Here is a 12778-nt window from a genome sequence, read left to right as displayed (position 1 = left end):
TTATTCGTTCCTCAACTTGCCTTCGGCGAGATCGAGCACGGCACGCGCCGCATCAACGACATTGGTGCCGGGGCCGAAGACGGCGGAGACGCCGTGATCCATAAGGAACTGATAATCCTTGCGCGGAATGACGCCGCCGCAGACGACGATGATATGGCCGCCGCCCCTCGCCTTCAACTCATCGACCAGTTGCGGCATCAGTGTCTTGTGACCGGCGGCGAGCGAGGAGACGCCGATGACATCGACCTTTTTCTCGATCGCGAGATCGGCCGCCTCATCCGGCGTCTGGAACAGTGGGCCGGCGATGACCTCGAAGCCGATATCGCCGAAAGCCGAGGCGATGACCTTGGCGCCGCGATCGTGGCCATCCTGGCCGAGCTTGGCGACGAGGATTTTCGGCCTTTTGCCCGATTTGTCGATCTGCGCCCTTAGCCGGCTAACAAGTGTCTGGTATTCCGGGTCGTTGACACTGGCGGGACCGTAGATATCCGTCACGACCTCGGGGGTGGCCGTGTGATCGCCGAAGCTTTCACGCATCGCATCGGAGATTTCACCCACGGTGGCGCGGGCGCGGGCGGCCTCGACGGCGGCGGCAAGCAGGTTGCCCTTGCCGGTGCGGGCGACGTATTTCAGCCGGTCGAGGCGGTCCTGCCAGATGGCGGGATCACGCAGCTGGCGGGTCTTTTCGAGCCGCCGCACCTGACCCTCGCGGACGGCCTTGTTGTCGATGTCGAGCGTCTCGATATCGGCTTCCTCGTTGAGGCGGTACTTGTTGACGCCGACGATGACCTCCTCGCCGCGATCGACGGCGGCCTGGCGGCGGGTGGCGGCTTCCTCGATCAGGCGCTTGGGCAGGCCGGTGTCGATCGCCTTGGTCATGCCGCCGAGGGCCTCGACCTCTTCGATCAGTGCCCAGGATTTTTCCGCCAGTTCGGCGGTCATGCTCTCGACATAGTAGGAGCCGGCGAGCGGATCGACGACCTTGGTGACGCCGGTCTCGTGCTGGAGGATGAGCTGGGTGTTGCGAGCGATGCGAGCCGAAAATTCCGTCGGCAGCGCGATCGCCTCGTCGAAGGAATTGGTGTGCAGCGATTGCGTGCCGCCGAGTGCGGCCGACAGCGCCTCATAGGCGGTGCGGACGATGTTGTTGTAGGGGTCCTGCTCCTGCAGGGACACGCCGGAGGTCTGGCAATGGGTGCGGAGCATGGAGGACGAGGCTTTTTTCGGCTTGAACTCCTCCATGATGCGCGACCAGAGCAGACGCGCGGCGCGCAGCTTTGCCGCTTCCATGAAGAAATTCATGCCGATGGCGAAGAAGAAGGACAAACGTCCTGCGAAATCATCGACATCCAAACCCTTGGCAATCGCCGCGCGGACATACTCGCGGCCGTCGGCCAGCGTGAAGGCCAGCTCCTGCACCAGCGTCGCGCCGGCCTCCTGCATGTGGTAGCCGGAGATCGAGATGGAGTTGAACTTCGGCATCTCCTTGGAGGTGAATTCGATGATGTCGGCGACGATCCGCATCGAGGCCTCGGGCGGGTAGATATAGGTGTTGCGGACCATGAACTCCTTGAGGATGTCGTTCTGAATGGTGCCGGAGAGATCGGCGCGCGACACGCCCTGCTCCTCGCCAGTGACGATGAAATTGGCGAGGATGGGGATGACAGCGCCGTTCATGGTCATCGAGACCGACATTTCCTGGAGCGGAATTCGGTCGAACAGGATCTTCATGTCCTCGACGGAATCGATCGCCACGCCCGCCTTGCCGACATCGCCGGTGACGCGGGGGTGGTCCGAGTCGTATCCGCGATGGGTGGCGAGGTCGAAGGCAACGGAGAGGCCCTTCTGACCGGCCAAGAGCGCCTTGCGATAGAATGCGTTTGATTCCTCGGCGGTCGAGAAGCCGGCATATTGGCGGATCGTCCAGGGTCGGCCGGCATACATGGTCGCGCGCGGGCCGCGGGTAAAGGGTGCAATACCGGGGAGAGAATCGAGATGGGGGAGGTTTTCGGTGTCGGCCTCGGTGTAGAGCGGCTTGACGTCGATCCCCTCGGGCGTGTGCCAGATCAGTGTATCAGGCGCGGATTTGAGTTCGCGTTCGGCGAGCTTCCGCCAGTCGGCGGGGGTCTTCTTGTCGGTCATTGGCGTGGTCCAATTTCATAGGTACCGCCTGAAAACCAGGCGTATTCATCCGAATGCTCGCCGTCCCAATTGGCCATCCCCCTTTTGGTCAGGGTTCCCTTGGGGGCGATGTAGGAGTCGATGCGGCGCTCCGGATCTTCGCGCCAGCGGATGTTGAAGGCGGCACGGATCGGGAAGAAATAGAGATGCGAGTAGGGCAGATGGTCGTGGATCCACCAGGCGAGCGCCCGCCAGTCGGAACCCTTCTCGTACTGGTCGGCGAACCAGGGGACGACGACGGTGGCCGTGGCGCCCATGCGGCCCAGGGCGTCGCGCCGATCCCAGATGTGATCGGCCCAGGTCGATTCGTTGCGGGCGCAGCTGTAATTATGTCGGTTGCCGAAGGCATTGACCTCGCCAGTGCGATAGGCTGAGCGAATGGCGATGCGGCCGAAGCGATCCTGCAGCGGCTCCAGCAGATCCTCGCAAAGCCGCGTTCCGGCTTCGATCGCGAGATCGGGATCGTCGGGGATGTTCGGCATGGCGTGGAGATTGGCGATCTCCGAATAGAGAAATTCGCGCATGAAGAAGGATTTGGAGAGGCGGACACGGCCGAGTTTTTCGAGGGCGGCCATGGAGGTGGGCTTTTTCATGGCGTCACCATCCAGCCCGTTGACCGCAATGCTACTGAGTAGTAATGTAAAGATGCATTAGGAGCACCGTCACATGACCGTGAAAGCATCCGTCTCGATTTCAGACCAGCAGGAGATATTTGCCCGTCAACTCGTAGAGGATGGGCGATATTCGAGCCTGAGCGCCGTCGTGCAACGTGGGCTTGAACTCCTCCGAGAAGAGACGGAGTTAAAGGAAGCCGAGCTCCAAGCGCTGCGGGGTCTGATCTCCAAGCGCCGAGCGGGAGAGTTTTTGACCCGCGAGGAAAGTCGTCAGCATCTCGAAGACATAATTTCCGAGACGAGAAAATCCTATGGCCTTTGAGGTCATCCGGTCGCTCGACAGCGACCAAGATCTCCGCATTATTATTCGACATCTGGTCGAGTCCTATGTCAACCTGGGCGATCCGCTGCCAGACGCCATCCAACGCGCGGCGGCACGTGCGCGCAAGATCGAGGCTGCCCTCGACTCGATTGCGATTGCCCCACACCAGGGAACGCTTCTGCCGCAACTGGCACCGGGGCTGCGTAGCGTTACGAAGGAGAGCGCCGTGTTCTACTTCGACGTTGACGAAGCAAAGAAGACCGTTTGCATTCTGGCGATTTTCTTCGGCGGCCAAGACCATCGGCAGCATATGCTGAGGCGACTGAGCAGCACGGAATAAGCGCACATCCATCTTACTCGAACTCCATGATCACTTCATCCACCGCAAGGCTCTGACCGGCCTCGACCTTGATCGATTTGACCAGCGCCTTCTTCTCGGCCTTGAGCATGTTCTCCATCTTCATTGCTTCGACGGTGGCAAGTGGCTGGCCGGCTTCGACGGTGTCGCCTTCCCTGACCAGCACCTGCGTGATGACGCCGGGCATGGGGCAGAGGAGTTGTTTTGAGGTATCGGCGGCCTGCTTGACGGGCATGAATTGCGAGAGCTCGAACAGGCGCGGGCTCATGACGCGGTAGACCATGTCGATGCCGCGCCAGCGCAGCCGCCAGCCGGTGCTGGAGCGCGAGACCTTGACGCCGAGTTCCTGGCCATTGAGGGTGAAGACGGCAAAGGGGGTGCCGGGCTTCCAATTGCTCGAAACGGCGTGGGTGATGCCGTCGCCATAGCTGATCGTCGTGACGCCGGCCTCGAAGGTGATGGCATGCGGCCAATAGTGATCGCCGCCGACGGCGACGAATTCGGCGCCGAGCTTGCGGGTGTGATTGGCGAGCGTACCTGAGATTCTTGTCTTGCGATCCTCGTCGATCAGGTTGAGGTAGCCGGCGATGGAGGCGAGCAAGCGGGCCTGATCGTTATCCGGCGAAACACCGTGGAAACCCTCGGGCCACTCCTCGGCGATGAAGGCGGTGGTGATGTTCCCCGAATAGAAACGCGGATGGGCCATGACGGCCGAGAGGAACGGCAGGTTGTGGCCGATGCCCTCGACCTCGAAATGATCGAGCGCCGAGGCCATGGCCTCGATCGCCTGCGGCCGATCCGGTGCGTGGGTGCAGAGCTTGGCGATCATCGGGTCATAATACATCGAGATCTCGCCGCCCTCATAGACGCCGGTATCGTTACGGATGATGGTGCCGTCGGACTGGTGGCCTTCGACGGGAGGACGATAGCGGGTCAGCCGGCCAATCGATGGCAGGAAGCCGCGATAGGGATCCTCGGCATAGAGCCGGCTTTCGATCGCCCATCCGTTGAGCTGCACGTCGGCCTGGGTAAAGGCAAGCGCCTCGCCATTGGCGACGCGGATCATCTGCTCGACGAGGTCGATGCCGGTGACGAGTTCGGTCACGGGATGCTCGACCTGCAGACGGGTGTTCATTTCGAGGAAGTAGAAATTCCTGGCGCCGTCGACGATGAATTCGACCGTACCGGCGGAGAAGTAGCCGACCGCTTTCGCCAGCAACACGGCCTGTTCGCCCATGGCCTTGCGGGTGGCCTCATCGAGGAAGGAGGACGGCGCCTCCTCGACGACTTTCTGGTTGCGGCGCTGGATCGAGCATTCGCGCTCGCCGAGATAGAGCGTGTTGCCGTGCTGGTCGCCAAGCACCTGGATTTCGATGTGGCGCGGCTGGTCGACGAATTTTTCGATGAAGATGCGGTCGTCGCCGAAGGAGCTCTTGGCTTCGTTCTTCGAGGCCTGGAAGCCTTCGCGGGCCTCGGCGTCGTTCCAGGCGATGCGCATGCCCTTGCCGCCGCCGCCGGCCGAGGCCTTGATCATCACGGGATAGCCGATGCCGGTGGAGATTTTCACCGCCTCGTCGGCATCCGCGATCAGGCCCATATGGCCGGGCACGGTGGAGACGCCGGCCTCGGCCGCGATCTTCTTCGAGGTGATCTTGTCGCCCATCGCCTCGATCGCACCGACCGGCGGACCGATGAAGATCACGCCTTCCTGTTTCAGCCGCTCTGCGAAGACGCGGTTCTCCGACAGGAAGCCGTAGCCGGGATGAACGGCATCGGCACCGGTCTGCTTGATCGCATCCACAATCCTGTCGATGACGAGATAGGACTGGGCGGAGGGCGATGGCCCGATATGCACCGCCTCATCGGCCATCTTCACATGCATCGCCTCGCGGTCGGCGTCGGAATAGACGGCGACTGTCTTGATGCCCATGGCCCGGGCGCTACGGATGACCCGGCAGGCGATTTCACCACGGTTGGCGATGAGGATTTTGGTGATCATGAAGTGGTTGCTTCCGGATGGGCCGAGGCGATGCTTGTGATGAGACGGCCCGATGCAAGGCCGGGCCGCCTCCTGTCTATTGTCAGGCCGTGGCGAGCTTGTCGGCGGTCCTGGTCTCGAAGTCCGAGGCGTCATGGCGTTCCGGCAGTTGGTCGGCCGGATCGCCCGACACGCGGTTCACCATGCAGCCGCGCTTGACCGCGGGACGTGCCGCGATCTCGGCGGTCCAGCGCTGGACATGCTTGTAGGTATCGACCTCGAGGAACTTGCCGGCGTCGCCATAGGCCTGGTTGAGCGCCAGCCTTCCGTACCAGGGCCAGGTCGCCATGTCGGCGATCGAGTATTCCGAACCCGCGAGGAACGGGTGATCGGCGAGATGGCGGTCGAGCACGTCCATCTGGCGCTTCACCTCCATCGCATAGCGATCGATGGCATATTTGATGTGCATTGGTGCATAGGCGAAGAAGTGACCGAAGCCACCGCCGAGGAAGGGTGCTGAACCCATCTGCCAGAACAGCCAGTTCATCGCCTCGGTGCGGCCCTTGAGATCCTTGGGCAGGAAGGCACCGAATTTCTCCGCGAGATAGACCAGGATCGAACCGGATTCGAAGACGCGGGTCGGCTCAGGTGTCGAGCGATCCATCAAGGCGGGGATTTTGGAATTCGGATTGACCCCGACGAAGCCGGAGCCGAACTGGTCGCCGTCGCCGATCTTGATCAGCCAGGCATCGTATTCCGCGCCCTTGTGGCCAAGTGCGAGCAGCTCTTCGAGCATGATCGTCACCTTCTGGCCATTGGGCGTGGCGAGCGAATAGAGCTGCAGCGGGTGCTTGCCGACCGGCAGTTCCTTGTCATGCGTTGGGCCGGCAATCGGGCGGTTGATACTGGCGAAAGTACCGCCATTGCCCTTGTCCCAGGTCCAGACCTTGGGCACTTCATAGCCGGCGGGAAAATTGTTCTCGGGTAATTTGTCAGTCATGGAAACTCCATCCTTGCTGTGCTTGAGCGCCCTTGGGAGCGAGCGCAGAAGTCATATAGGGAGAAGATGGTCGTTTTGCCTGCTGCAACGATCGACACGGCCTCTCGAAAGAGGCGGCAGCGGATAGTGCGGACCTAGTCAAACGCATCACCGCTGCTCCTCGGGTTGAAATAGTGCAACGAACTGATATCCGAGTGGAGAAAGTTGGGCATTTAGAACGAAATGGCGTTCATCGCTGCCGACGAAGGAAGCTGCGTTAACCCACGCAAGGCCAAGAGCATCTAGATGCAGCAAAGACGAAGCTTCTTCTATATCTTTGAACTCGAATTCGTTTGTATTCGGAATATCTTCTCCGTTAAAAAACATAGTATATCCAGGAAGCGCCCCTAGTTTCTTCCTTATTTTAGAAACATCATTTCCGGCGCATAGATCGACTACGCTGGAAAATCCTTCTGATACCTGAGCTCTGGTATAATTCTGTACACGAAAGAATTCACGCGAATGGCTTGAGCGCCCCATGGCATCCAATAGCTTGACTTGCCAGCCATCCAAAGAGCTCAAGATTTCGATGAACCACCGCCGGTTGGGACCAGGGTCACGAGCTTCCGCAGCAAGCAAAGCGGCCCATCTCTCGATCATCTCGTCGTCTTCTGGATCTTCCAGAGACGCCTTCTCTAAAAGCGGTACGAGAGTCTTTGCGGGAATAGGTTGCGGATCGATTTTTTCTATTTGCAGCCTGACACTCGCTCTCCTGGCAACTTCAATAAGAACATCTTCCCGCTGCAATCGTATCTGATCAGCTTTCAGACCACGGGCTTCGGTAAAAGGCCGTATCGCATCAGTCACAGCGTCAACAAGTCGGCCCATAGAAGTTGATGGGATTTCGGCTTTTATTTCAGCTTTGAACTCTGCTTTGACGCTGGCGCCGAGTTCAAGATTTATCGGCGGTTTGTGCTCGTCGCCCATCACATCCTCACAACGGCATCGTATCGTGCTTGCGCCAATGGCTCTCCTGCTTCTTGGTTCGAAGCATGGCGAAGGCCCGCGCTAAACGTTTGCGGGAGGAATGCGGCATGATCACCTCGTCGATGAAGCCGCGTTCGGCGGCGACGAAGGGGTTGGCGAAGCGGTCTTCGTATTCCTTGGTGCGGGCGGCGATTTTTTCCGGGTTCTTGAGTTCCGAGCGGTAGAGGATTTCCGTCGCGCCCTTGGCGCCCATGACGGCGATCTCGGCGGTCGGCCAGGCGTAGTTGACGTCGGCACCGATATGCTTGGACGCCATGACGTCATAGGCGCCGCCATAGGCTTTTCGCGTGATCAGCGTGACCATCGGGACGGTGGCCTGCGAATAGGCGAAGAGCAGCTTGGCGCCGTGCTTGATGATGCCGCCATATTCCTGGCTGGTGCCCGGCAGGAAGCCCGGGACATCGACCAGCGTCAGGATCGGGATGTTGAAGGCATCGCAGAAGCGGACGAACTTGGCACCCTTGCGGGAGGAATCGATATCGAGGCAGCCTGCCAGCACCATCGGCTGGTTGGCGACGACGCCGACCGTCTGGCCCTCGAGGCGGATAAAGCCGGTGAGGATGTTGCGGGCGAAGGCTTCGGAGATTTCGTGGAACTCGCTTTCGTCGGCGATGGCGAGGATCAGTTCGCGCATGTCGTAAGGCTTGCTGGCGCTATCGGGGATCAGCGTGTCGAGGCGGTCCTCCAGCCGGTCCGGATCGTCGAAGAAGGGACGGACCGGTGGCTTTTCCCGGTTGTTGAGCGGCAGGAAATCGAAAAGGTCGCGGATTTTCAAGAGCGCCTCGATGTCGTTGTCGAAGGCGCCATCGGCAACGGAGGACTTGGTCGTGTGGGTCCGGGCGCCGCCGAGATCCTCGGCCGTGACGATCTCGTTGGTGACCGTCTTGACCACATCAGGGCCGGTGACGAACATGTAGGAGCTATCGCGGACCATGAAGATGAAGTCGGTCATGGCGGGCGAATAGACGGCGCCGCCGGCGCAGGGGCCCATGATGACCGAGATCTGCGGGATAACGCCGGAGACTTCGGCGTTGCGGCGGAAGACTTCGGCATAGCCGGCAAGCGAGGCGACACCTTCCTGGATGCGGGCGCCGCCGGAATCGTTCAAGCCAATCACGGGCGCGCCGTTGCGGGCGGCCATGTCCATGATCTTGCAGATTTTTTCGGCATGCGTCTCGGAGAGCGAGCCGCCGAGCACGGTGAAATCCTGGGAGAAGACATAGACCAGCCGGCCATTGATCGTACCCCAGCCGGTGACCACGCCATCACCCGGCACCCTGTTGGCGGCCATGCCGAAATCGGTGGTGCGGTGGGTGACATACATGTCGTATTCCTCGAACGAGCCCTCGTCGAGCAGCACATCGAGGCGTTCGCGGGCGGTGAGCTTGCCCTTGGAATGCTGGGTGGCAATGCGGGCTTCGCCGCCGCCGACACGGGCGGCCTGGCGGCGGATTTCGAGTTGATCGAGAATTTCGCGCATGTGTCTCCCATTTCGTTCGCAAACAGCGGACGCCCTTGAATTTCCATACGTCCACGCGGCATTCAAGAAAACTATTGATCAGGCAAATATGCGCAGTTTACAAGAATGAAGATTGAAATTTGCAAATTTGCAAAGCGAGTGCGCGATATGGCTATTGGTAAACTCTATATCGGTCGGAAGGTTCGCGACCTCCGGCTCGCCAACCGTGCGACGCAGGCGCAATTCGCCGAGCGGATCGGCATTTCGATCAGCTACCTCAACCAGATTGAAAACAACCAGCGGCCGGTCTCGGCCTCCGTGCTGCTGTCGCTGGCGGAGAAATTCAAGATCGACCTGGCCGACCTCTCGGCCGGCGAAGGCGATCGGCTGATGTCGGCGCTGTCGGAGACCTTGAGCGATCCGATCTTCGCGGCTTACGCGCCGAACCTGCAGGAACTGAAGCTGGTGACGCAGAACGCGCCGGGGCTGGCGCATGCGCTGATCGCGGCGCACCAGGCCTACCGGCACAATTCCGAACAGCTCGCCAGCATCGACGATACGCTGGGACGGACATCGGGACTGACCGAGAACACGCCTTATGAAGAGGTGCGCGACTTCTTCCATTTCGTCGACAATTATATCCACGAGATCGACCTGCTGGCGGAGAAGCTCGCCGGTGAGTTGGGGATCGGCGATACCGACAGCTATGCGGCGCTCAACGGCTATCTCGAACAGGCGTTCGGGGTTCGGATCACGCGCGCGGGGCGCGATGACGACCTGATCCGCAGCTACGATCGCGAGGCGCGGATATTGACGCTCAATCCCTATCTGCCCGCGGCGACGCGTGATTTCCAGATCGCCTTGCAGATCGCCCAATTGTCGGCGGGGCAGGCGATCGATGCGATTGCCCGGAATGCGGCGTTCCGGACCAGCGAGGCCTATGAGATCTGTCGCATCGGTCTGCACAACTATTTCGCCGGCGCGCTGATCCTGCCCTACCGCAAATTCATGGATGCAGCGCGCGAAGTGCGGCATGATCTCGACCTGCTCTCGGTGCGGTTCGGGGCGAGCCTGGAGCAGGTCTGCCACCGGCTCTCGACGCTGCAGCGGCCGGGACTGAAAGGCATTCCGATCTTCTTTGCCCGCATCGATCGCGCCGGTAACATCACCAAGCGACATAGCGCGGCCAAGCTGCAATTCGCCCGTTTCGGCGCGGCCTGTCCGCTTTGGAACGTCCACCAGGCCTTCGAGTCGCCGGGGCGGATCATCCGGCAATTGGCGGAGACGCCGGACGGGGTGCGCTATCTCTGCCTCTCTACACAGATCACCAAGGGTGGGCGCGGCTTTCACCTGGCGCGGCAGCACTATGCGCTGGCGCTCGGCTGCGAGATCTCCTACGCGGCCAATTTCGTCTATGCCGACGACATGGACCTGGGAAACCGCGCGGCTTACGATCCGATCGGGATTTCCTGCCGGATCTGTGAGCGGACGACATGTGCGGCACGCGCGGTGCCGCCGCTGAAGGGGCGGCTGGTGATCGATCACGAGCGGCGGGCAACGTTGCCGTATCGTTTGAAGGAGAATTGAGGGCTGCTGGGTGGATTTAAGACCCCGCCCCAAACCCCTCCCCACAAGGGGGAGGGGCTTAAAGTGCCTCACTGTCGCGGCCCACTCGACGTCGAGCCATGAGAACTGCCTCATCGCAATGATGGAACCGCTGTCTATTCAACATATGCCAGGGATATGGGAGCGAAGGCGGGCGCCACGAATTGGCCCCTCCCCCTTGTGGGGAGGGGTTTCGGGGCGGGGTCTTCCTAAACTTAGAACTTATCCGAAACCTGAATACCGGCCGGTCCGAGAATGACGGCGATCAGCACCGGCAGGAAGAACAGGATCATCGGCACGGTGAGCTTGGGCGGCAGCGCCGAGGCCTTCTTTTCGGCTTCGTTCATGCGCTGGTCGCGGCTTTCCTGGGCCAGAACGCGCAGTGCCTGGGCGATCGGCGTGCCGTAGCGTTCGGCCTGGATCAGTGCCTGGCTGACGGCCTGGACGGTGTCGAGCTGGGTGCGCTTGGCGAGGTTCTCATAGGCAACTCGTCGTTCCTGGAGAAACGAGAGTTCGGCATTGGTCAGCACCATTTCCTCGGCGAGTTCCGGCGAATTGGTGGTCATTTCCTCCGACACGCGCTTGATGGCGGCTTCGATCGAGACGCCGGATTCGACGCAGATCAGCATCAGGTCGAGCGCATCCGGCCAGGCGCGGCGGATCGATTTCTGCCGCTTGCCCATCTTGTTGGAGATGAAGATGTTGGGCGAATAGAAGCCGAGATAGCCGATGCCGATGACGGCGAGGAGGCGGATCATCAGGCCCTTGTCAGCGAGATAGCCGAGGACGAAGATGTAGAAGGCGGCGAATGCGAGGAACACGAACGGCAGCGTGAAGCGCGCGACGAGGAACATATTGAGCGCGTTCTGCGAGCGGAAGCCGGCGGCCCGCAGCTTGTCGATCGTATTCTGGTCGACCAGCGCCTCGCGAAGGTTGAGCTTATCGACGATATTGCGGACGGAGGAATTGTTCTGGTGGCGGAGCGACGCCCGGTTGGAGGAGGATTCGGTGTTGAGCCGCGCACGCTCGCGGCCGCGGATCTGCTCGCGCTCGGTGGTGACGGATTTCATGCGCTTGTCGAGACCGCCCGAGTCGAAATAGGGTAGCACCAGCGTGTAAAGCGTGGCGAACACCGCGATGGCGACGAGGCCCGCCAGGATGACCTGCGGATCGGTGAGCGTTGCTACGAGATTTTCGTCCATGGCCGCTCGTCCTCAGATATCGAAATTGATCATGTTGCGCATGACGAAGATGCCGATCGACATCCACACCGCCGAAATGCCCATGATCAGATGGCCGCGCGGATCGGTGAACAGGATCATCATGTAGTCCGGCGATGTCAGGTAGACGAGGAACGAGACGATGAAGGGCAGAGCGCCGATGATGTAGGCCGAGGCCTTGGCTTCCATCGAAAGTGCTGTGACCTTGGCCTTCATCTTCTTGCGGTCGCGGATGACGCGGGAAAGGTTGCCCAGCGCTTCGGAGAGATTGCCGCCGGCCTGCGCCTGGATCTGGATGACGATGGCGAAGAAATTCACTTCCGACAGCGGCACCGTCATGTACATGCGCCCGATCGCATCGGGGACCGAGAGACCCATCTGCTGGGATTCCACCACGCGGCGGAACTCGGATTTCACTGGCTCCTTGGACTCGTTGGCGATCAGCCGGAGCGCATCGTTGAGCGGCAGGCCCGACTTGATCGAACGCACCATGACGTCGAGCGCATTCGGCAGTTCATCCATGAACTTCTTGAGGCGGCGCTTGAGCGCGTAATTGACGACGAAGCGCGGAATGCCGGCGCCGACCACGAAGGCGATGCCGAGCACGACGAAAATGTTCATGCCACCGAGAAAGGCGAAGGTGCCGGCAAACAGGCCGAGCAGCACGCTGCCGATATAGAACTGGGTTTCGGAAAAGCCCAATCCGGCCTGCATGATCTTGGCCTTGAGGGTTGCGGCCTTCTTCTTGTTGACCTCGTCCTGCTTCTTCTCGAGTTCCTTCAGCGAATCCTGCACCGATTTGCGGCGCTTGGTCATTTCGGCGAGCCGGTCACGCGATGCCTTGATCTTCACCCGGTCGGTCTCGGCCGACTTGACCTTGGCGACGCGCGACTGGGCCTTCTTGTCGTTCTCGATGCGCGAGAAAAGCACACCGTAACTGACCGCGCCCGCCGAGATGGCGGCCAGCGCGATGATAGCCAGTATGACAGGATCGAGACCGAACATTACACTTCCA

At 60.7% G+C, this 12778-nt stretch carries 11 protein-coding genes and 1 pseudogene; 3 read left to right on the top strand and 9 right to left on the bottom strand.

What is annotated here, in order from left to right; all coding sequences use genetic code 11:
* A complete protein-coding gene (gene scpA / locus IHQ71_RS27010) occupies nucleotides 1-2142 on the bottom strand; it encodes a methylmalonyl-CoA mutase (RefSeq protein ID WP_258159482.1) in 2142 nt (713 codons plus the stop codon).
* Nucleotides 2139-2774 carry a hypothetical protein gene (locus tag IHQ71_RS27005; protein WP_258159481.1) on the bottom strand — a complete coding sequence of 212 codons (636 nt, stop codon included), beginning with the start codon at nucleotides 2772-2774 and terminating at the stop codon, nucleotides 2139-2141. The genes scpA and IHQ71_RS27005 overlap by 4 nt, the downstream gene beginning before the upstream one ends.
* A gap of 73 nt (nucleotides 2775-2847) precedes the next feature.
* Here IHQ71_RS27005 and IHQ71_RS27000 point away from each other — a divergent pair, with 73 nt between their 5' ends.
* Both IHQ71_RS27000 and IHQ71_RS26995 read left to right on the top strand, forming a co-directional pair.
* Nucleotides 2848-3117 carry a type II toxin-antitoxin system ParD family antitoxin gene (locus tag IHQ71_RS27000; protein WP_258159480.1) on the top strand — a complete coding sequence of 90 codons (270 nt, stop codon included), beginning with the start codon at nucleotides 2848-2850 and terminating at the stop codon, nucleotides 3115-3117.
* The gene (locus tag IHQ71_RS26995) at nucleotides 3107-3457 is read left to right on the top strand and encodes a type II toxin-antitoxin system RelE/ParE family toxin (RefSeq protein ID WP_258159479.1); all 351 of its coding nucleotides are present in this window, start codon (nucleotides 3107-3109) and stop codon (nucleotides 3455-3457) included. Before IHQ71_RS27000 ends, IHQ71_RS26995 begins: the two co-directional genes overlap by 11 nt.
* A gap of 13 nt (nucleotides 3458-3470) precedes the next feature.
* Here IHQ71_RS26995 and IHQ71_RS32085 read toward each other — a convergent pair whose 3' ends face one another.
* The 5 genes and pseudogenes from IHQ71_RS32085 to IHQ71_RS26975 form a co-directional block, all read right to left on the bottom strand.
* Nucleotides 3471-4019, bottom strand: a complete 549-nt coding sequence (locus IHQ71_RS32085; protein ID WP_374990059.1) for a biotin/lipoyl-containing protein — start codon at nucleotides 4017-4019, stop codon at nucleotides 3471-3473.
* Nucleotides 4004-5474: pseudogene (locus IHQ71_RS26990) on the bottom strand (acetyl/propionyl/methylcrotonyl-CoA carboxylase subunit alpha); the annotation flags it as partial. The gene IHQ71_RS32085 and the pseudogene IHQ71_RS26990, both read right to left, overlap by 16 nt.
* 82 nt (nucleotides 5475-5556) lie before the next feature.
* Nucleotides 5557-6453, bottom strand: coding sequence for a glutathione-dependent disulfide-bond oxidoreductase (yghU, locus tag IHQ71_RS26985; RefSeq protein ID WP_258159477.1), 897 nt, complete (start codon nucleotides 6451-6453; stop codon nucleotides 5557-5559).
* 147 nt (nucleotides 6454-6600) lie between these two features.
* Nucleotides 6601-7419 carry a hypothetical protein gene (locus tag IHQ71_RS26980; RefSeq protein WP_258159476.1) on the bottom strand — a complete coding sequence of 273 codons (819 nt, stop codon included), beginning with the start codon at nucleotides 7417-7419 and terminating at the stop codon, nucleotides 6601-6603.
* Nucleotides 7420-7426: 7 nt separating this feature from the next.
* The gene (locus IHQ71_RS26975; RefSeq protein WP_258159475.1) at nucleotides 7427-8959 is read right to left on the bottom strand and encodes an acyl-CoA carboxylase subunit beta; all 1533 of its coding nucleotides are present in this window, start codon (nucleotides 8957-8959) and stop codon (nucleotides 7427-7429) included.
* A 147-nt stretch (nucleotides 8960-9106) separates the two neighbouring features.
* Here IHQ71_RS26975 and IHQ71_RS26970 point away from each other — a divergent pair, with 147 nt between their 5' ends.
* The gene (locus IHQ71_RS26970) at nucleotides 9107-10525 is read left to right on the top strand and encodes an XRE family transcriptional regulator (protein WP_258159474.1); all 1419 of its coding nucleotides are present in this window, start codon (nucleotides 9107-9109) and stop codon (nucleotides 10523-10525) included.
* 233 nt (nucleotides 10526-10758) lie between these two features.
* On the opposite strand, the gene IHQ71_RS26965 is transcribed toward IHQ71_RS26970, so the two are convergent.
* Entirely contained in the window at nucleotides 10759-11745 is a 987-nt protein-coding gene (locus tag IHQ71_RS26965) for a type II secretion system F family protein (RefSeq protein WP_258159473.1), read from the bottom strand.
* Nucleotides 11746-11757: 12 nt separating this feature from the next.
* Entirely contained in the window at nucleotides 11758-12768 is a 1011-nt protein-coding gene (locus tag IHQ71_RS26960; RefSeq protein WP_258159472.1) for a type II secretion system F family protein, read from the bottom strand.
* Between the last annotated feature and the right edge of the window lie 10 nt (nucleotides 12769-12778).

The sequence above is a fragment of the Rhizobium sp. TH2 genome, from assembly GCF_024707525.1.
Lineage (GTDB): Bacteria > Pseudomonadota > Alphaproteobacteria > Rhizobiales > Rhizobiaceae > Rhizobium_E.
This window is presented reverse-complemented; position numbering and strand designations above follow the sequence as displayed.